The organism is Allobosea minatitlanensis (assembly GCF_964020775.1).
Genome location: NZ_OZ224509.1, coordinates 1,264,136 through 1,282,432, shown reverse-complemented (window position 1 = coordinate 1,282,432; position 18,297 = coordinate 1,264,136). Strand labels below are relative to the sequence as shown.

18 protein-coding genes and 2 tRNA genes are annotated in these 18,297 nt (G+C 65.5%); 8 read left to right on the top strand and 12 right to left on the bottom strand.

Annotation, left to right across the window (positions count from 1 at the left end):
• Positions 1-23 precede the first annotated feature (23 nt).
• The 7 genes from ACWH43_RS06175 to ACWH43_RS06145 form a co-directional block, all read right to left on the bottom strand.
• The gene (locus ACWH43_RS06175) at positions 24-824 is read right to left on the bottom strand and encodes an IclR family transcriptional regulator (RefSeq protein ID WP_158446488.1); all 801 of its coding nucleotides are present in this window, start codon (positions 822-824) and stop codon (positions 24-26) included.
• Between the two features lie 100 nt (positions 825-924).
• The gene (locus ACWH43_RS06170; protein WP_158446487.1) at positions 925-1,608 is read right to left on the bottom strand and encodes a hypothetical protein; all 684 of its coding nucleotides are present in this window, start codon (positions 1,606-1,608) and stop codon (positions 925-927) included.
• Between the two features lie 130 nt (positions 1,609-1,738).
• On the bottom strand, positions 1,739-2,449 hold the full coding sequence (locus ACWH43_RS06165) for an ABC transporter ATP-binding protein (RefSeq protein ID WP_158446486.1): 711 nt from the start codon (positions 2,447-2,449) through the stop codon (positions 1,739-1,741).
• Entirely contained in the window at positions 2,446-3,198 is a 753-nt protein-coding gene (locus ACWH43_RS06160; RefSeq protein ID WP_158446485.1) for an ABC transporter ATP-binding protein, read from the bottom strand. Before ACWH43_RS06160 ends, ACWH43_RS06165 begins: the two co-directional genes overlap by 4 nt.
• Positions 3,195-4,445, bottom strand: coding sequence for a branched-chain amino acid ABC transporter permease (locus ACWH43_RS06155; RefSeq protein ID WP_158446484.1), 1,251 nt, complete (start codon positions 4,443-4,445; stop codon positions 3,195-3,197). The genes ACWH43_RS06160 and ACWH43_RS06155 overlap by 4 nt, the downstream gene beginning before the upstream one ends.
• A gap of 3 nt (positions 4,446-4,448) precedes the next feature.
• Positions 4,449-5,390: a branched-chain amino acid ABC transporter permease gene (locus ACWH43_RS06150; protein ID WP_158446483.1), complete on the bottom strand. Its 942-nt coding sequence runs from the start codon at positions 5,388-5,390 to the stop codon at positions 4,449-4,451.
• Between the two features lie 77 nt (positions 5,391-5,467).
• A complete protein-coding gene (locus ACWH43_RS06145; protein WP_260347599.1) occupies positions 5,468-7,174 on the bottom strand; it encodes an ABC transporter substrate-binding protein in 1,707 nt (568 codons plus the stop codon).
• Positions 7,175-7,243: 69 nt separating this feature from the next.
• Between ACWH43_RS06145 and ACWH43_RS06140 the strand changes: the two genes are divergently transcribed.
• The 6 genes from ACWH43_RS06140 to ACWH43_RS06115 all read left to right on the top strand — a co-directional run bounded on the left by ACWH43_RS06140 (position 7,244) and on the right by ACWH43_RS06115 (position 12,623).
• Positions 7,244-8,062, top strand: a complete 819-nt coding sequence (locus tag ACWH43_RS06140; protein WP_158446482.1) for an SDR family NAD(P)-dependent oxidoreductase — start codon at positions 7,244-7,246, stop codon at positions 8,060-8,062.
• Between the two features lie 50 nt (positions 8,063-8,112).
• Positions 8,113-8,883: an SDR family NAD(P)-dependent oxidoreductase gene (locus tag ACWH43_RS06135; RefSeq protein ID WP_158446481.1), complete on the top strand. Its 771-nt coding sequence runs from the start codon at positions 8,113-8,115 to the stop codon at positions 8,881-8,883.
• Between the two features lie 79 nt (positions 8,884-8,962).
• A complete protein-coding gene (locus ACWH43_RS06130; protein ID WP_158446480.1) occupies positions 8,963-9,703 on the top strand; it encodes an SDR family NAD(P)-dependent oxidoreductase in 741 nt (246 codons plus the stop codon).
• A gap of 88 nt (positions 9,704-9,791) precedes the next feature.
• On the top strand, positions 9,792-10,571 hold the full coding sequence (locus ACWH43_RS06125; RefSeq protein WP_158446479.1) for an SDR family NAD(P)-dependent oxidoreductase: 780 nt from the start codon (positions 9,792-9,794) through the stop codon (positions 10,569-10,571).
• Positions 10,571-12,295 carry an FAD-dependent oxidoreductase gene (locus ACWH43_RS06120; protein ID WP_158446478.1) on the top strand — a complete coding sequence of 575 codons (1,725 nt, stop codon included), beginning with the start codon at positions 10,571-10,573 and terminating at the stop codon, positions 12,293-12,295. The genes ACWH43_RS06125 and ACWH43_RS06120 overlap by 1 nt, the downstream gene beginning before the upstream one ends.
• A gap of 31 nt (positions 12,296-12,326) precedes the next feature.
• Positions 12,327-12,623, top strand: coding sequence for a YciI family protein (locus ACWH43_RS06115; RefSeq protein WP_158446477.1), 297 nt, complete (start codon positions 12,327-12,329; stop codon positions 12,621-12,623).
• A gap of 260 nt (positions 12,624-12,883) precedes the next feature.
• On the opposite strand, the gene ACWH43_RS06110 is transcribed toward ACWH43_RS06115, so the two are convergent.
• The 4 genes from ACWH43_RS06110 to ACWH43_RS06095 are packed head-to-tail and all read right to left on the bottom strand — an operon-like array spanning position 12,884 to position 16,573.
• Positions 12,884-13,675 carry a LamB/YcsF family protein gene (locus tag ACWH43_RS06110; protein ID WP_158446476.1) on the bottom strand — a complete coding sequence of 264 codons (792 nt, stop codon included), beginning with the start codon at positions 13,673-13,675 and terminating at the stop codon, positions 12,884-12,886.
• Entirely contained in the window at positions 13,672-15,177 is a 1,506-nt protein-coding gene (locus ACWH43_RS06105) for a tripartite tricarboxylate transporter permease (protein WP_158446475.1), read from the bottom strand. Before ACWH43_RS06105 ends, ACWH43_RS06110 begins: the two co-directional genes overlap by 4 nt.
• Positions 15,178-15,184: 7 nt before the next feature.
• On the bottom strand, positions 15,185-15,598 hold the full coding sequence (locus tag ACWH43_RS06100; RefSeq protein WP_158446474.1) for a hypothetical protein: 414 nt from the start codon (positions 15,596-15,598) through the stop codon (positions 15,185-15,187).
• A 39-nt stretch (positions 15,599-15,637) separates the two neighbouring features.
• Positions 15,638-16,573, bottom strand: a complete 936-nt coding sequence (locus ACWH43_RS06095; protein ID WP_260347597.1) for a Bug family tripartite tricarboxylate transporter substrate binding protein — start codon at positions 16,571-16,573, stop codon at positions 15,638-15,640.
• 128 nt (positions 16,574-16,701) lie between these two features.
• On the opposite strand from ACWH43_RS06095, the gene ACWH43_RS06090 reads away from it, so the two are divergent.
• Entirely contained in the window at positions 16,702-17,607 is a 906-nt protein-coding gene (locus ACWH43_RS06090) for a LysR family transcriptional regulator (protein WP_158446472.1), read from the top strand.
• A 353-nt stretch (positions 17,608-17,960) separates the two neighbouring features.
• Here the strand turns inward: ACWH43_RS06090 and ACWH43_RS06085 are convergent.
• Positions 17,961-18,036 (bottom strand) — tRNA-Gln (locus ACWH43_RS06085).
• Between the two features lie 157 nt (positions 18,037-18,193).
• On the opposite strand from ACWH43_RS06085, the gene ACWH43_RS06080 reads away from it, so the two are divergent.
• A tRNA-Pro gene (locus tag ACWH43_RS06080) sits at positions 18,194-18,270 on the top strand.
• The last annotated feature ends 27 nt before the right edge of the window (positions 18,271-18,297 follow it).

The window sequence follows — 18,297 nt, the reverse complement described above, 5'->3', positions numbered from 1 at the left end:
GCCGCCGGCGCTCGCTTGGCCCTTCATTCAGCCGCGTCGAGGTTCTTCTTGCCGTCGGCGAGCTCGGCAACGCGAAGCGTGATGTCCTTGGCCGCCTTCTTGGCGAGCTTGATGAGCTGGGCTTCCGTGACAGGCGGAGGGCTCAGCGTCGGATAGGACAGCGAGATCGCGCCCATGATCTCGTTGTTCTCGTCGAACACGGGCGTCGCGACGCCCACGAGTCCTTCGGAAATCTCGCCGCGGGAAAGATAGTATCCGTCCCTGCGATTCTTCTGAAGCGCGGTGCTGAACGATGCCCAATCCGCACCGATCGCGTCTCGGCCCGCATCGCCTTCGGCGCGCTCGAAGATGCGCCGCTGGCGCCGACGATCGAGGTGGGCGAGGATGATGCGCGCCTGGGCTCCCCTGAAGACGGGAAGGCGCCTTCCGGGCCTGAGCGGCATTTCGGAGGAGTTCTCGGGCCGCGTCGAATAGACGTTGACCGCGCGGTCCTGATACATCCGGCACAGGAAGGTATGGACGCCAAGCGTCGTCGAAATCTCCTCCATCACCTCCTTCGCCGCGAGCAGGATCGGATCGAAGTTCGCGAGGATGAACTCGAGCTCCATCACCGTCGGCCCGGGCGCATAGCGCCCGGAAATCCGCGAGAGCAAGCCGATCTCATGCAGGTCGTGCAGGTACCGGTAGGCGGTGGCCTGGCTGACCTGCAACACGGCTTCGACATCTGCGAGCGAGATGGTCGGCGAGCTTTCCGAGAAAAGATTCAGGATCTCAGCGACACGCTTAAGTACAGAGGTTTCGTTCTGCGACTTAGCAGGAGGCATCGGCACTCTCTCGGTTCGTGATATGATGGCGTGAATTTCGGTCTTGATATGTAATCTTGAAAAATGGAGCGATCAGGAGATCAGTAAAAATCCATGCCGATTATCTTCTGAGAATGAATTCGCTCGCAAAGAAACGCACCCCGTACGCGATGAAGTGAGATATGTCGTGCATGATCTCCTCCTTTCCGCGATCGCTGTCGAAATATCGTGTCAGCATATCGTCGAGCGTCGGGAAGCTCAGCTCGGCGATCCCGCCTGCAGGGCGTCCCCGTGAAGCATCGACAATCCAGTTTCTGACGTACTTGTCCATGCCCACATGGACGCGCAGGGCAAGCGGAACATGGATATCCCAACTGCGCCGGGCCGCGGATGCGGGCAGGTCCTGATGGAAGCTCAGCCGGCCGATATACTTCATGCCGGGGGACCGCTCCCCGGGCACCGTGACCTGCCGGTCGAGCTGTACGATCTCCTCGACCTGATAGATCTCGGTCGCCGCAATGTCGCCGACGCAGGAGGCGAGACTTGCGAGAACAGGCTCGGCCTCGTCGGCCGGAACAGAGATTTCGACGATGACATCGCAGACCGGCTCGACCGCCTCCGCGTGAGCGTTCACCGGACGAAACGGAACCGCTGCGGGTGTTTCCTCGACCAGATTGACGATCAATTGCCCATCTCGAGGGGCAGCGGCCGCTATTTCGCGCGCGGCCCGCAGGTACTGCGCCTGGAAATCCGCCTTTCGTCCGCGATCGCCTCCCGTCAGGTAGATGAAATATTTCGATGCCATCGATGACCGCTCCTGCGGCGAGAGCATTTCCGCATCGTTCGAGACCCCGAACAACGCTCTCGTGCTTTGACGTGACGCGTCCTCATCGCGCGAAACCCTGCCGCTCCGCCGAAGGGCGATTATCCGGTCCCTACGCGACTTCGAGCCATTCGCGACGCACCGACGGCGTCGCGATCAGCTCCTCCGGCGTGCCTTCGAAGACGATGGCGCCATGGCCCATGATCAGGCATCGGCTGCAGAGCTTGAGGGCGATCGTCATCTTCTGCTCGACCAGAATCGACGCCACCCCCTGCCTGTTGATGTCGCGCATCACATCGGCGAGGTGGTCGACGATCTTGGGGGCAAGCCCCTCCGTCGGCTCGTCGATCAGGATGACGCTCGGCTGGCCCAGAAGCGAGCGGCAGAGAGTCAGCATCTGCTGCTCGCCGCCGGAGATCGACCCCGCCTTGACGTTGCGGCGCTCCTTGAGGCGCGGGAAGAAGCCATACATCTCCTCCAGGCTCCACGCCTTGGCGTTGGGCCGCGGCGCGGCGACACCGATATGCAGGTTCTCCTCGACCGTGAGATTGCTGAACGCCAGCCGCTCTTCCGGGACATAGGCGATGCCGGCGCGATTGATCTTGTAGGAGGGCAGCCCCGCGAGCTCCTTCGTGTCCAGCTTGATCGAGCCGCGCGTCGGGGCGACCAGCCCCATGATGGCCTTCATGGCCGTCGACCGCCCCGATCCGTTGCGGCCGAGCAGAGCGATCATCTCACCGGCCGCCAAGGAAAAGCTCATCCCGTGCAGGATATGGCTCTTGCCGTAATGGCTGTGCAGGTTGGTGACGGACAGCAGGGTCATGCGGGCACCTCGCCGAGATAGGCTTCCTGCACCCGGCCGTTGGACCGGATCTCTTCCGGCGTGCCCGAGGCGATGACCTCGCCATAGACGAGCACCGATATCCGGTCGCAGAGGGAGAAGACCACTTCCATGTCGTGCTCGACGACGAGAAGCGTTTTCCCCTGCGTGATGTCTCGAATCAGATTGAGCATGTAATGCGTTTCCTCCCGCGACATGCCGGCCATCGGCTCGTCCAGAAGGATCACGTCGGCGCCCGGACCGATCGCCATCCCGATCTCGAGGGCGCGCTGTTCGGAATAGGTCAGATCGCCCGCGAACTTGTCCCGCGCCTGGGTGAGGCGAACCAGCTCCAGCAATTCGTCGGTGTCGCGATTGATCACGGTCGCCTTCGAGGCGAGCGAGAACAGGGCATAGCGCCGCCCATGCCTGGCCATCGCCGCGATCCGGAGATTCTCGTAGACGCTGAGGCGCGGAAAGATCGTGGTGATCTGGAAGGATCGCGACAATCCGCGGCGCGTGATCAGGTGCGGGGCGAGCCCGGCGATGGAGTCTCCGTTCAAGCGGATATCGCCGCTCGAGGGCTTGTAGAGACCGGAGATCAAATGGAAGAGCGTCGACTTTCCGGCGCCGTTGGGGCCGATCAGGGCGTGGCGCTCACCCCGCTTCACGCCGAGATCGACACCCCGGATGATCTCGCTCTCTCCAAAGCGCTTCCTGAGATCGGTCAGTTGGATGATGTCTTTGGTCATCGGGCGTGCTCCCCGGCAAGGGCTGCCCTCGGAGCTGCCTCGCGGCCCGCACGCGATATCGCCAGGAAGACAAGGCCGGCGCCCGCGCCGATCGCCAGGATCGGGACGAGCCAGGTCGCCAGGGCGGTGGGATTCCAGTTGAAGCCGTACAGAGACACGGGCGGCCAGGCCTTCGTCCGGCTGACGATCGCCGCGTACTGCTGATCGAGGATGCGGGAGGTCAATTCGAGAAGCGTGACAACCCCCGCCGCGACGAGCAAGCCCGGCGGAAGCAGAAGGGCCCGGAGCTTCAATGCGCTCCAGTTACGCTCCTTGAACTCGTTCACGATCCTCAGCCAGAGCATGGCCAGGCCGTCGCCCATGAACATCATGATGCCGACGAAAAGGATCCCCTGATAGAGCAGCCAGTTCTTCGTCATGTCGGAGACGAGGCTGCCGAACAGCGCGAACACGAAGGCACCCACCGCCGGGCCGAAAAACACGCCCGAGCCGCCGACGAAGGTGTGCAGGACGACAGAGGCGGACATGCCCATGCCCAGGATCGAGTAGTTGATGCTCTCGGTCGTGAACGCCAGAAGGCCGCCGGCGATGCCGGAGAACATGGCCGACACGCCGAACACGATGATCTTGGTGTGATGGAGATTGTAGCCGAGGAAGGAGACCCGGCGCTCGGCCTCCCTCACCCCGACCGTCAGGCGGCCGAACAGCGTCTGGTTATAGGCGTAGAGCAGGCCGATGCAGAGCACGACCCAGGCGACGACCGTGTAGTAGACATGCACCTCGTTGCCGTAATCGAAGGATGTCCAGGGCATCCTCATCGTGGTCAGCCCGACCTCGCCGCCGAAGATGCTGCCCAGATTGGGCGCGATCGCATGGAGGAGCTCAGCCAGGGCGAGCGTCACCATCGAGAAATAGACGCCGCTCCTCAGCGTGGCGAAGTAGCCCGCGCATAATCCGCCGATCAGGCCGGCGACGCCGCCGACCAGCGGCAGAAGCGGCGTCGGAAGCCACAGAAGGCCCTTCTCGACCGCTTGCATGGCATGGATGACGGCAAAGCCGCCGATGGCGAAATAGGCGGCGTGGCCGAAGGAGAGCATGCCGGCGCGGCCGCTCAGCAGGTTGAAGGCCATCGCGAACAGGACGGCGATCAGCGCCGTGGTCAGCACGCCGACGACGTGTCCGCTCAGCACCAGGGGAGCGCCGAGAAGCAAGGCAACGATCGAGGCCAGTAGTCCGATCCGCATCATGTTCTAGTTCCTGTCGCCCATCAGGCCTGCGGGCCGGGTCAGCAGCACGACGAGCATCAGCAGCGCGGGAAGCGAGGCCGACATCGAAGAGATTTCCAGGGTGAGAAGCCCGCCGATCTGCCTGGCCTGCTCGCCATAGCCGAAGAGCTGCGCGACATCCGCGAGCGAAACCTGGAACCCGACGGAGAACGAGGTGAGGAGGCCGATCAGCAACGAGGCGATGAAGGCGCCGAGGAGCGAGCCCAGGCCGCCGACCACCACCACGACGAAGGCGATGACGCTCATCTCCCCTGACATCGTCGGGCTCGTCGTCAGCAATGCGCCGCCCACGGCCCCCGCAAGGCCGGCCATCCATGCGCCAACGCCGAAGACGCCGAGGAAGACCAGCGGAACGTTATGGCCGAGAGCGGAAACCATGCCCGGGCGCTGGACGGAGGCGCGGACGATGATGCCGATGCGCGTCTTCTGGAGCAGCAGATAAAGGAGCCCCAGCAGCACGATCGCCACCGCCGCGACGAAGACCCGATAGGATGGGAAGTTTGTGCCGAACAGCGAGAAAGCCGGTCCACTCAGCAGCGGCGGAGGGCGATAGGCAACGGGAAAATTGCCCCAGAAGAGCTTGACCAGCTCCTCGAAGACGAAGGCGATGCCGAAGGTGAGGAGGAGCTGCTGCGAATGCCCGAAACCGTGGACGCGTCTCAGCATGAAACGTTCGATGAACATGCCCGCCGCCATCACGATCAGGGGCGCGATCAGCAAGGCCAGCCAGAAGTTCGAGATCCGGGCAATGGTGAAGGAGAGATAGGCCCCGAGCATGTAGAACGACGCGTGCGCGAAGTTGACGATCCCCATCATGCCGAAGATGAGCGTCAGCCCTGCCGAAACCATGAACAGCAGCAGGCCGTAGACGAGGCCGTTGAGCGCCGAAATGACGATGAATTCCATGCCGGGATACCCTTGTCGAGGATGCCGGCTTCCCGGGATTGGAAGCCGGCATCCAACGCGCCTTCAGCGTGAGCGTGTTACGATGGGCGATCCATCTTGCACTTCGGATCGACGGGCACCGCGCTGTCCTCGGGCGAGACGATCTTCAGGAGCTTGAAGCCCATATCGGTCCCGTCGACCTTGTAGCGCGCCTCCTTCGAGACCTCGGAAACGGCCACCGGGAGAAGCAGTTGATGGTCTTCCTTCCGGAACGACCAGCGGCCGGCCGGGCTGTCGTAGCTGACATTCTCGAGGGCGAGCGCGACGGCCTTGATGTCGACCTTTCCGCCGGGCTGGCTGACCTTCTTCAGGGCCTCGCCCAGAAGCAGGGTCCCGAAAGCGGTCGTCGGCTCCTCGTTGTAGGGGTAGTGCCCGATCACGGCCTTGAAGTCTTCGGCGAAGGTTTCGCCGGCCTTGCCGCCCGCTTCGAGGTTATAGAGCTTCACCAGCACGGCACCCAGGGCCGAGGGCCCCATCGCGCTCAGCGCGCCGGTCGTGTCGAGGCTGGTGTTGCCGACATTGACCTTGAGGCCCGCATCGCCCAGCGCGCGCATGAACAGGATGATGTCATTGCCCCAGTTCCCGCTCAGAATCGTATCCGCGCCGGAAGCCTTGATCTGCGCGACATAAGGCGAGAAATCCTGGATTTTGGCGGTGTCGTGCAACGTCGAGCCGACGATCTGCGCTCCGGCCTCCTTCGCATAGAGCGCCTGCGCCTTCTCGTGGTCGACGCCATACGAGTAATTCTGGTTGATGCTGTAGACCTTGCTGCCGAGCTTGCCGGTATCCTTCATCGCGGAGACGAGCGCCTTGATCCGGATGAAGGGGTTGCTGGCGGTCTTGAATGCCCAGAACTGGCATTTTTCGGCCGTGAACTCGGCGGCCTCGGATCCCTCCATCATGAAGAGGATCTCCTTGCCCTTGTTGCGCAGGTTGTATTTGCGCACGTCTTCCGAGATCTGAGCGGTGATCGCCGAGTTGGTCGACTGGATGATGATGCGCGCGCCGTCCGCGATCGCGGCCTTCAGCTTCTCGGCGGCGCCCGCCGTCTGATTGAGGCTGTCGTACTCGGTCACGACGATCGGCTCGCCGTTGAAGCCGCCTTCCTTGTTCAGCTTGCCGATGGCGTAGCGGACGCCTTCGACGAAGGGGATCGCGGTCTGCGCATTCGGCCCGGAGAAAGCCTCGATCACCGCGATCTTGAGAGGCTCGGCCCGCGCCGCCGCGCTGCCGAAGACGCACAGCGCAGCAACGGCGGTCGAAACAAGATATTTCTTCATCGAATACTCCCTAGAGATCGTATTTAAATTGTTCTTGAGAGGCAACGCGCAAGCGAAAACCGCTCCGCAAGCCAATTCGGCCCACGGCGATCGCATTCGCTCCGCCAAATCTCGATTGTCGCCGCAAGCCGCCAGCCGCCTCACCTCACCACACCCGAAACCCACCGGGAATCGAGCGCAGGGCGGCGACGCCTCTTTCGAGCTATCGCAATGATCGAGAAAGGATTTTTGATTCCCGTCAGCCGTCGGCTGCGTGTGCGGCTTCGGCCATTTCGTGCTTCCTCCCTCTTGTGCAGAGCGTTTTCTTGTGCGATCAAACTTCGCATATAACGAGAATATGGTCGCACACCTCCGAGAGGCTGTCAACGCGGCGGCACGCAGGACCGGCCGGAGATAAAAGTATTCGATATCGTCCTCAAAATAATGTTCGAACGAGCAAACGTTCGGCCACGGCCCTGTTGTCACCGGCGGGGCGCGAGAGGCGGGCCGCTTCGCAGCCGACCCGTCACCGGAAACGAAGCTAGGAAACGACTGATGAGTGCTCAACGCGAGGCGTGGCTGGATTTCTCGGGCAAGACCTGCGTGGTCACGGGAGCTGGCGGAGGCATCGGGCAGGAGATCGCGGTATCTTTCGCAGCCTCGGGCGCGAAAGTCGTCGTTCTCGATCACAGCCGCGAGGGAGCGGAGGCGACCGAGAAGATGATCCTCGACCTCGGCGGAACCGCGATCTCGACCGTCGCTGACGTCACCGACGCCGCCTCGATCGACCGAGCCGTGGAGCGGACGAAAACGGCCTTCGGGGACTGCGACATCCTCGTCAACAACGCCGGAATCCTGCGGTTCGGCCCGCTGGAGTCGGTCGCTCCGGAAACCTGGGACCAGACGATCGCCGTCAATGTGAAGGGGTACCTGCTGTGCGCGCAGCGCTTCGGGGAGCGCATGCGGCAGCGTCGCTCGGGAACGGTCGTCAACGTGGCGTCGATCGCAGCCACCGAGCCCCATCCCTATTGCGGCTCCTACAGCGTGAGCAAGGCGGCGGTCGTCATGCTGACGCAGCAACTCGCCCTGGAGTGGGGGCCGTCCGGCGTGACGGTCAATGCCGTCAGCCCCGGCTTCATCCCGACCCCGCTCAACACCGCGTTCTATGCGGTTCCGGGCGTGACCGAGCAGCGCAGCAAGCTCGTGCCGCTTCGCTCCCTGGGGTCGACGCGCGACGTCGCCAATTCGGTGATGTTCCTCGCCAGCGGCTTTGCCCGGTATGTCAACGGCCACAACCTGGTGGTCGATGGCGGGCTCTCGCATACCTCGATGATCCACGTCCCGCGGCCGGGCTATGACGATGGGGGACGCTAGCCGCAGCCCTCTCCGGTTCGACCGATCAAGAAGCCCAGGGAAGACATCAAATGTCCCATTCTGAAGAAGCGGCAACGCCATGGTTGCCGGAGAAATATTCGCTGTCCAATCAGACGGCGGTCGTCACCGGCGGCGCCAAAGGCATCGGCGGCGCCATCGTGCGCGAGCTCATGGCGCTGGGATGTCGCGTCGTCGTCTGGGACCAGGACGTCTCCGCCGTCGCCACGATGCCGGGCCGGCTGGAAGCCGTCGCCGTCGACGTCACGAGCCAGGCAGCGATCGAGGCTGCTGAAGCCCGGACAGCAGCTCTCATCGGCACGCCGGATATCCTGGTGAACAACGCTGGCATCCAGGGGCCGACGGTGCCCCTGCAGGACTACGAGCGCAGCGCCTGGGACCGCGTCATCGCGGTCAACCTCACGGCCGTCTACGCGGTCAGCAGGGTCTTCGTGCCCGGAATGAAAAAGCGGAAGTCGGGACGCATCATCAACATCGCCTCGGTCGCCGGGATTCGCGGCCTCACCGACGGCTCGGCCTATGGCGCGTCGAAAGCCGGAGTGATCGGCTTCTCCATCGGGCTGTCCAAGGAGCTGGTGGGCGACGGCATCACGGTCAACTGCGTGGCTCCCGCGCTGATCGATACGGATCTCAAGCTGCAGATGTCGGAAGAGTTCATCCGGAAGGCCGCCGACCGCGTCCCCATGAAGCGGCTCGGAAAAGCGGAGGAGGTCGCCGCCACCGTGGCCTGGATCGCCACGCCGGCCTGCAGCTTCACCACAGGCGCGGTGTTCGACGTCGCCGGCGGGCGGCTCGGCCTGTAGCGCGACACGCGCATGGCCGGAGCGAGATCGCCTCGCTCCGGCTTTTCGCCAACCTTCAGAATTGAGAGCGGCATAGACAATGAGCCAGCAGACTGACATGCCCATCGCCCTTGTCACGGGCGCCGCCAGGGGCATCGGGCTTGCGACGGCCGAGCGATTGGCCGCCGACGGCTTTCACGTGGTCATGACCGATGTCGATCGGCAAGCCGTGGAGGCATCGGCAGCCGCGCTGGCAGAGGCCGGGTCCTCGGTCGAGGCGCAGGAACTCGACATTCGGGATGAGCGCGCCTGCGATGCGCTTTTGAATCGATGTTCCCGCGTCGATGCATTGGTCAACAATGCGGGGATCTTCGAGGTCAAGAAGACGGCCGACCTGACGACCGACGACTTCCGGCGCATGTTCGACATCAACGTGATCGGAATGTTCGTCCTGGCCCGAGGCGCCGCTGCTCGGATGACCGCGAGCGGGCGCATCGTGAACATCGCCTCCCGCGCCTATCTCGGCGCGGTCGACTACGCTCACTATGTTTCGTCGAAGGCCGCCGTCGTCGGGCTGACCCGCGCGCTGGCGCTGGAACTGGCTCCGCGCGGCATTCTCGTCAACGCCATCGCACCGGGCGTCATCGACACGCCGATCCTGGCCGCCTGGAGCGACGAAGCCAGAGCCAAGCTCGCCACGGCCCAACCGGTCGGCCGCCTGGGACGCCCCGAGGACATCGCGGCGATGGTGTCGTTCCTCGCCTCGGCGAAGACCGGATTCATCACCGGCCAGACGATTCTCGTCGACGGCGGGCGCTCCCTGGGCGGGCTCGCAACCTGAAAACGACGAACCCGGCTTCGCTCGAAACAACCCGGATGCGAGCGACGCCGGAATTTTACGGCCTTCTCGGGCCGGAAGGGATCCAGCTATGCTTCGGTTGAAGAACAAGACCGCCATCATCACCGGCAGTTCCTCAGGGATCGGCCTCGCCATCGCGACGACGTTTCTGCGCGAAGGGGCGATCGTTCTCGGCGTCGACCTGAACCCCGCCCCGGCGGGTCTCGCCGGAGCGGAGAATTTCGACGCTCTCCAGCTCGATCTCACCACGCCGGAAGCCTCCGAGCGCGTCATCGCCGCCGCGATCGAAAAGCACGGGCGCGTGGATGTCCTCGTCAATAACGCCGGTATCGGCAACTCCCGGCCGGTGCTCGACACCAGCGACGAGGATCTGGCGCGCTATCTCAGCGTGAACATCGCCGCGCCCTTCGCGCTTTGCCGGTCGGCGATCGCCGTGATGCGCGGCAAGGGCGGCAACATCGTCAACATCGCATCGGTCTTCGGGATGGTGGGGACGACGCGCGCCTCCGCCTATGCCGCGACGAAAGCGGGCCTGGCGGGGCTGACGCGGCAACTGGCGGCCGAGTACGGTCGGGATGGCATTCGCGTCAACGCGGTCTCGCCGGGGCTCATCGCGACGCCGCTGGTCCGCGAGCGGCTGGAGACCAATCCCTGGTTTCGCCGGTCGATGATCGAGGACTGCCCGCTGGGCCGCCCCGGCCGCCCCGAGGAGATCGCGGAAGTCTGCGCCTTCCTCGCCTCCGATGCGGCGAGCTTCGTATCGGGCATCGTGATGCCCGTGGACGGGGGCTGGTCCGGCACCAAGTTCCTGCCGGAGCCCTACGCCCAGATGGAAGCAGGGCCGGTCTGATGCCGGCCGCCCTGAAGGCCGAGATCGCTGCCGAAGAGGTCGTCGACATCCTCGTCTTCGGCAGCGGGGCCGGCGGATTGGCGGCGAGCCTCTTCGCGGCCAAGCGCGGCATGAAAGTGCTCCTGTGCGAGAAGTCCAGCCTGCTCGGCGGCACGACGGCGACCTCGGGCGGCGTGCTCTGGATTCCGGGCAACCGCCAGGCGAAGGAAGCGGGGATCGACGACCCGATCGAGAACGCGCGCACCTATCTTCGGCACGAGCTCGGCAACTATTATCGGGAGGATCTCGCCGAGGCTTTCCTGGAGAGCGCCGGCCCGGCCATCGAGGATATCGAGGACGGCACGTCGGTCGCCTTCGACCTGATCCAGTCGCCGGACTACCATCCCGACAGCCCGGGTGGCGTCGACAAGGGGCGCTCGATCATGGCGCGCCGTTATGACGGCACTGAGCTCGGACCGGATTTCGAGCTGGTGCGCCCGCCCATGGACAGGCTCATGGTCTGCGGCGGCATGATGGTGGGCCCGGACGAGATACCCGCCTTCGTCAGGCCCTTCGCCTCCATGGCGAATTTCCGGCGCGTCGTGAGGCGCCTGGCTCGGCACGGCCTCGATCGCCTCAAATATCGGCGGGGCGCTCAGGTCAGCAACGGCAACGCCCTGGTCGCGAGGCTGCTTCACAGCCTCCGGATGCACAAGGCCGAGATCTGGGTCGATGCGCCGCTGAAGGAGTTGATCCGCACCGACAACCGCGTGGAAGGAGCGATCGTCGAAAGGCAGGGCCGTGCCGTTCGGGTGCGGGCACGGCTGGGCGTCGTGCTGGCGACGGGTGGCTTCCCGCAGGACCCCGCACTTCGCCGCGAGTTCTCGGCCTCCTTTCCGCATGACTATTCGATGGCCTTCGAGGCAAACACCGGCGATGGCCAGCGTGCCGCGCGCGCCGTCGGCGGGGCCGTCGACACGGAGCTGAGCAGTCCCTGTCTCTGGACCCCCTCCTCCTTGCTGAAGGAGCGCGACGGGAAGAGCGTCCCGGTCATTTACGGCTATCTCGACCGGGGCCGCCCCGGAATCATCGCGGTCGACCCCGAGGGCCGCCGATTCGTCAACGAATCCAATTCGTATCACGACATCGTCGCCGCCCTGTTCGAGCGTCGGGCGGCGCTGGGCGCGGCCGATGACGCGCCCTTCCACTTCATCTGTGACGCCGCTTTCGTCCGAAAGAACGGCTTGGGCGCCATCCGGCCCTGGCCCTGGTCGCCCAGCCTGTCGCCCTTCGTCCGGAACGGCTACATCACCACGGCCCGAACCCTGCCGGAGCTGGCACGAAGGATCGGGATCGATCCCGCTTCCCTCGCGACGACCGTCGAGCGGCACAACATGTTCGCCAGGACGGGCAAGGACACCGATTTCGGCAAGGGCTCGACATCGTTCAATCGCGTCTGGGGCGATCCGGCCGCGGGTCCCAACCCCAATCTGACGCCGATCGTGAAGGCGCCCTTCGTCGCCCTCCCGATCCTGCCGGCGACGCTCGGCACCGCGGTGGGGCTGAAGACCAATGGCGACGCGCAGGTGCTCGATGCCTCAGGAGGGGTCATCCCGGGATTGTTCGCCTGCGGGAACGAACTGGCCTCCCCGATGCGCGGCTTCTACCCGGGAGGCGGAATCACGCTCGGCCCTGCGGTCGTGTTTGCCTACCGTGCGGTTCTGAAGGCCGTCGCGGAAGCCTGAGCGCCGCACCAGACAGGAACGGAGATCATCGATGCCGTACGCAATCAGTTGGATGGACGAGCCGGCAACCGCGGAGTTGCGCCTCGAGCTACGCGACGCGCATCTCGACTACATGCGCGGGAACCTCCACCGCGTCCTCGCCAGCGGAGGGTTGCTCGACGATGCCGGCGAAGTCGGGATCGGCGGACTGATCCTCCTCGATATCGACAGCAGGGCGGAGGCCGAAGAGTTCGTGAAGGCGGACCCGTTCTACACGGGCGGGGTCTATCGGAACCCGGTCATTACCCGCTGGAGGAAGGCATTCTACGACGGGAAGGCCTTCCTCTGAACGCGGCTGGATAGCCCCGGCCGCCGCAATCCGCTTCCTCAAGCGTCGGGCGGTCCGCGTCGACCCCGGCAGATCGGCGGGATTGCCGCCGACTTCAGGTCAGCCTTCGCAAGCAGGCTTCCGGGCGGCTTCGGGGGTGACGAGGCATGGCCGCCGACGCCCCGCTCACATCGCCGGCGGCAGTGGCGTCGTGGATGACCCGGTGCTCGGCATCGTGCCGCTTCTCCGACAGGCGCGAGACATGCCGCCCGTCTCTCGCGCTACGGCATCGACGATGCGGAGTCCCGCCCGAAAAGCGCCGGCAATCCGACGACCTCAATGCCCGCGGCCGCGAGGCGCTCGCGCACCTTGCGCATGACGGGCACGGCCGTGGGTTCGTCCCCGTGGATGCAGAAGGTATGGACCTCCGCCGGGATCCGCTTGCCGGAGCCGCTGATCAGCGCTTTATCCTCGAGGATCCCCAGCACCTGCCGCGCCGCCTGCTCGGGATCGTGAATGACGGCATCGTCGCGCTCGCGCGAGGCCATCTTGCCGTTGTCGTCGTAGATGCGGTCGACATAGGCTTCATTGGCGACGCGCAGGCCGAGCTGCTCCGCCGCCCTGGTCATCTGCGAGCCGGCATTGGCGACATAGATCAGCTCGCGATCGGCGGCCCTGATGCCGCGACCGACCGCCAGCGCGTAGTCGAGATCGTCATGGGCCATGTTGTTGAGCGCGCCATGCGGCTTCACATGGGTGACGCGGGCGCCGTTCGATGCGGCGAGCGCCTGCAGCGCGCCGATCTGGTAGGTGACGAGATATTCCAGGTCGATCGGCCGCATGCGGATCTGCCGGCGTCCGAAGCCCCAGATGTCGTTGAAGCCGGGATGGGCGCCGATCGAGACGCCGTTGTCGAGGGCGAGCTTGACCGTGCGCACCATGATGGTCGGGTCGCCCGCATGCATGCCGCAAGCGACGTTGGCAGAGCCGATGAGGGGCATCAGCTCGGTATCGTTGCCGATGCTGTACTTGCCGTATCCTTCACCGATATCGGCATTGATGTTGATCTTCACGCTGCGTCTCCGGAGGAAAGCGCGCGGCTGCCGCCGCGCAGGGAAAACAGCGCGCCCAACACCGCGACGGCGAGGATGGCGAGCGCGATCGGATGGGTCAGCAGCGCCGCGGGATCGCGGTCGGTGACGATCAGCGTCTGGCGCAGCGAAAGTTCGAATTGCGGACCGATCACGAAACCGATCAGGAAGGTCACGCGCGAGTAGTCGAAGCGGTGCATCAGGTAACCCAGCGCCGCAAAGCCAATCATCACCCACACGGCGAAAAGCGAATGGGCTTCCAGATAGGCGCCGACCACGCAAAGCATGGTCACGGTCGGAATGATCACGGTCGCCGGGACGCGGGTGAGTTGGGCGAAGGCGACAAGGCCGACCCGGCCGACCACCAGCATCAGCAGCGCCGCCACGATCATGGTGCCATAGATGCCGTAGATCAGCCGGCCGTGCTCCTCGAACAGGCGCGGGCCGGGAATGACGCCGTGAATGGTGAGCGCCGCGATCAGGATCGCCGCCGAGACGCTGCCCGGCAGGCCGAGGGCGAACAGCGGAATGAAGCTTGCCGGCACGACCGCGTTGTCGGCCGTCTCCGCCGCCGCCACGCCCTTGAGCTCGCCCTCGCCATAGCGCTCGCCGGGCCGGGCGAAACGCTTGGCGAAGCCGTAGGAGGCGAAGGAGGCAACGCTCGGACCGAGGCCCGGGATGATCCCGATCAGCGTGCCGATGACGCTGGAGCGAAGAATGGTCGGCAGGATGTCGCGCAATTCGCGCCAGCCGAAGCGGTCGTCGCTCGCATCGCTGCGCACCGGCGCAGCCGCCGCCTCTCCGCGCTGCGCAAAGAACTCCTCGGCCTGGATCACCATCTCGGACAAGGCGAGCATGCCGACCGTGATGGCGAGCAGCGGCACGCCGTCGAGCAGCTCGACCTGGTCGAAGGTCAGGCGCGGCGTGCCGCTCTCGATATCGAGGCCGATGGTCGCGACGAGCATGCCGAAGAGGCCGGCGGCGAGCCCGCGCAGCAGCGACGAACCCGACAGCGCGGCGATGAAGGTCAGCGCCAGCAGCATCAGCGCGGTCATCTCGACCGGCCCGATCTTCAGCGCAAAGGTGGCGAGCGGCCGCGCCAGCAGGATCAGCGCTATCGTGCCGACGACATCCCCGACCACCGAGCCGTAGAGCGCGGCCTGGAGAGCCTGGCGCGCCTTGCCCTTGCGCGCCAGGGGATAGCCGTCGAGGCAGGTCACCGCCGCGTTGGGCTCGCCCGGGACATTGATCAGGACGGCCGTCGTCGCTCCACCGGCGCCACTCGCTTTGGCGATGCCGATCAGGAAGGCGACGGCGCTGAGCGGCGTCATGTAATAGCTGAGCGGGATCGCGATCGCGAGGGCGGCCGGGCGGTTGAGCCCCGGCAGCACGCCGATGACGTAGCCGAGCAATACACCCAGGAACACGAACAGCACCGTGACGGGCGTGAGGGCGTCGCCAAAGCCGAGAAGCAGGTCGGACATGGCGGCCTCAGCGGAAAACGAGCCAGAAGACGCCGCCCAGCAGCGCCGCTGTCGCCAGGATGGGCAGCGGCCGCCGCTCGCCGAGCGCCAGCATCCCGGCGGCCGGGGTCGCCGCCGCGCTGGCCGCAACCCCGGCATAGGTCAGCACGAGCGCGCCGAACCCCGCCACCGCCAGCACGCGGGCCAGAGCCCCGACGCCGGTGGGATAGGCGCCTTCCACGCGATGGTTCCTCAGGCGCGACACGCCGTCGGCGAGCACGAGCAGCAGGATCGCCGCCGCGAGGATATCGGGCAGAAAGGCCGGGGAGAGACCGAAGCCGCCTTCACTCGTCTGCGCGGGAATGATCCAAAACAACAGGGCGAGGCAGATGGCGCCGAGCAGCAGCATCTCGGCCAGGAACGAAGCCCGCGAGCGTGTCATGGTCGGTGTCTCCGGCTTGGGAGCTGGGTCCGGCGTGCCTTACTTCGACGCTTCGAGCAGTTGCCTGAAGCTTTCGCTCTGGCCGGCGATCGTCTTGGCCAGGTCGTCGCCCGTTGCGACAAAGGCGTTGAGGCTGCGATTCTCCATCAGCGCGGTGATCGCGGGGTCGGCGGCCGCGGCCGAAAATGCGGCATAGAGCGGCTTGGCGACCTCCTCCGGCAACCCCTTCGGCGCGACGAACAGGATCAGGTTGACGCTGGAGAGGCCGTAGCCCAGCTCCTTCAGGGTCGGGACGTCCGGAAGGCCCTTGAGACGCTTCTCGCCGAGCACCGCCAAAGCCGCAACCTCCCCCGACTTCGCCTGGGGATAATAGGCGCCGGAGCTGTAGCCGAGCGGCGTATGGCCGCCCATGACCTGCGTGACCACCTCGGCGCCGCTGCGCGTCGGCACGGGCACGAACTGCACGCCGGTCTTCTTGCCGAGCGCGGCGGTGATCATGCGGTCGAGCGAGGTGCTGGAGGCATAGGTCGTCTTGCCGCCCGACGCCTTCGTCGCCTCGATCGCGTCCTTCAGCGTCTTCCAGCCGCTCTTGGGCAGGGCGATGAAGGCTTCCGGGAACTCGCCGGTGGCGGCGACATAGGTGAAATCGTCGAGGCCGAAGCCGAGCTTGGTGACCTGCGGATCCAGCGTGATCGTGGTCGAGGTCGTGGCCACCAGATTGTAGCCGTCCGCCGGCTGCTTGGTTAGGGCGGTCGCGGCGACCGCGCCGCCGGCGCCCGGGCGGTTCTCGATGACGACCGGCTGGCCGAGCTTCTTGGAGACCAGATCGGCGACGGCCCGGGCGACGACGTCCGTGGTGCCGCCGGCGCCGAAGCCGACGGTGACCGTAATCGGCTTTTCCGGCCAGGCCGCCTGCGCTGCAGGCTGCCCGAGGAGGACAAAGGCGGCGCCCAGAAGGGCCAGTCGCTTGCTCATGACGAACTCCCGATCGGTTGTGCTTGAAATTCCCCTCGCCTTTCCGGCGTCCCGCCATTGCGCAATGCGCCGAACATCATGTCCAATGCAAAGTTGAGAAGCCGCCAAATGCAAACTATGCATAAGCCATGAGAGACCTGCGGAAGCTGCATTTCTTCGTGACGGTCGCCGAGGTGATGAACCTCTCGCGTGCGGCCGAGGCGCTGAACATCAGCCAGTCCGCGCTGTCCCGCCAGATTCAGGCACTGGAGGAGGAGCTCGGCTTTGCGCTGTTCGAGCGCATCGGCAAGCGCCTGGCGCTGACCGTCGAGGCCGAGGAGATGCTGCCGCGTGCGGCTGAACTGCTTGAACGGGCGGCGGCTCTTTCGCTGCGGGCCGATGCGGTGGCACGCGGCCAGATCGGCCATCTCCGCATCGGAGCGACGGCCCAGACCATCGCCTCGCTGATCGCGCCGGCCCTGACGCTGTTTCGGGCGAGCCATCCCCGCGTCGAGGTCGCCCTCGTGGAAGGGCCGAACCGCTCCCTGATCGAACTGGTCGAACGGGGTGGCGTCCACCTCGCCATCGCCACGCCCGAGGATGTCGGCGCGTTCCACACCCAGCCGCTCTTCGTGGCCGAGCTCCTCGCCTATCTGCCTCCGGGCGATGTCGGCCACGCCGCAGAGGCGCTGCCGGTCGAGTCGCTGGCCGATGCGCCCGTCCTGCTGCTGCGGCGAGGCTTCATGACGCGGGATCTCGTCGACGAGAGCTGCCGGCATGCGAATGTGCGCCCCCGCATCGTCCTGGAGAGCGACAGCCCGCATGCGCTCGTCGCCATGGTTGAGGCGGGGCACGGCATCGCGATGCTGTCGTCATCGGCGGCGCGCGGCGTGCGCTCCTCGCCGCCGAAGCGGGTTACGCTGGGCGGACAGCCCGTGCGTCGCCAGGTCTCGGCGATCTGGAACCGCGCACGCCACCATTCCGCCGCCTTGCCGGCGCTGGTGGATTGCCTGCAAAGGACCGCCCAAAGCGACGGCGATAGGCGGACCTCGTAACGCATCGCGCGTGACGAGGCTCCTGTGCCGCAACCCCATGCGGCAGCGCGGCACGAGGATCCTGTGGCGCTGCGCCTGCCGGTTGCATTGGTGGCTGCGGCGTGGAGATGCCTGCGGCTCGGGAGATCGCTCGCTGAAGGCGCCGATGGATCGTCGGGGAACGAACCAGGTTGCGGAGACCGCACGGCAGAGCCTTTGGAAAAGGATCCCCCCGGCCCGGACCGAGCCGGAAAGCCGCGGAAATCCCCAACGCTCGGACAAGGCCGCATCTGAGCGCGCGCAACCGTCCGCCAAATCCCTGCCTTGTCGCGGAAATCGGAAAAGGCGGCCGCGTCCGTGAAACCGGAAGCCGATGGCTGGGGCGGGAGGATTTCGAACCTCCGCATGGCGGTACCAAAAACCGCTGCCTTACCGCTTGGCGACGCCCCAATGCGCCGCGCGTTCTAGAACGCACCGCCGCCATGCGCAACAGCCTTGAAGCCTTCCGAAGGCTGCGTCGAAAGCTTTCGCGAGATTTCCGTCAAAAGACGCAAACAGCCTGTTGCGCCCCGGCGCGACGCTGGCTATAAGCCGGCCACCAGTTGATCGGAGTGTGGCTCAGCCTGGTAGAGCACCTCGTTCGGGACGAGGGGGTCGCAGGTTCAAATCCTGCCACTCCGACCAAAATTTCCCAAGATAAATCAAGTAGTT

Coding starts and splice junctions, on each gene's coding strand:
- ACWH43_RS06175 (WP_158446488.1), bottom strand. CDS start 824: ATGCCTCCTGCTAAGTCGCAGAACGAAACCTCTGTACTTAAGCGTGTC.
- ACWH43_RS06170 (WP_158446487.1), bottom strand. CDS start 1,608: ATGGCATCGAAATATTTCATCTACCTGACGGGAGGCGATCGCGGACGA.
- ACWH43_RS06165 (WP_158446486.1), bottom strand. CDS start 2,449: ATGACCCTGCTGTCCGTCACCAACCTGCACAGCCATTACGGCAAGAGC.
- ACWH43_RS06160 (WP_158446485.1), bottom strand. CDS start 3,198: ATGACCAAAGACATCATCCAACTGACCGATCTCAGGAAGCGCTTTGGA.
- ACWH43_RS06155 (WP_158446484.1), bottom strand. CDS start 4,445: ATGATGCGGATCGGACTACTGGCCTCGATCGTTGCCTTGCTTCTCGGC.
- ACWH43_RS06150 (WP_158446483.1), bottom strand. CDS start 5,390: ATGGAATTCATCGTCATTTCGGCGCTCAACGGCCTCGTCTACGGCCTG.
- ACWH43_RS06140 (WP_158446482.1), top strand. CDS start 7,244: ATGAGTGCTCAACGCGAGGCGTGGCTGGATTTCTCGGGCAAGACCTGC.
- ACWH43_RS06135 (WP_158446481.1), top strand. CDS start 8,113: ATGTCCCATTCTGAAGAAGCGGCAACGCCATGGTTGCCGGAGAAATAT.
- ACWH43_RS06130 (WP_158446480.1), top strand. CDS start 8,963: ATGAGCCAGCAGACTGACATGCCCATCGCCCTTGTCACGGGCGCCGCC.
- ACWH43_RS06125 (WP_158446479.1), top strand. CDS start 9,792: ATGCTTCGGTTGAAGAACAAGACCGCCATCATCACCGGCAGTTCCTCA.
- ACWH43_RS06120 (WP_158446478.1), top strand. CDS start 10,571: ATGCCGGCCGCCCTGAAGGCCGAGATCGCTGCCGAAGAGGTCGTCGAC.
- ACWH43_RS06115 (WP_158446477.1), top strand. CDS start 12,327: ATGCCGTACGCAATCAGTTGGATGGACGAGCCGGCAACCGCGGAGTTG.
- ACWH43_RS06105 (WP_158446475.1), bottom strand. CDS start 15,177: ATGTCCGACCTGCTTCTCGGCTTTGGCGACGCCCTCACGCCCGTCACG.
- ACWH43_RS06100 (WP_158446474.1), bottom strand. CDS start 15,598: ATGACACGCTCGCGGGCTTCGTTCCTGGCCGAGATGCTGCTGCTCGGC.
- ACWH43_RS06095 (WP_260347597.1), bottom strand. CDS start 16,573: ATGAGCAAGCGACTGGCCCTTCTGGGCGCCGCCTTTGTCCTCCTCGGG.
- ACWH43_RS06090 (WP_158446472.1), top strand. CDS start 16,702: ATGAGAGACCTGCGGAAGCTGCATTTCTTCGTGACGGTCGCCGAGGTG.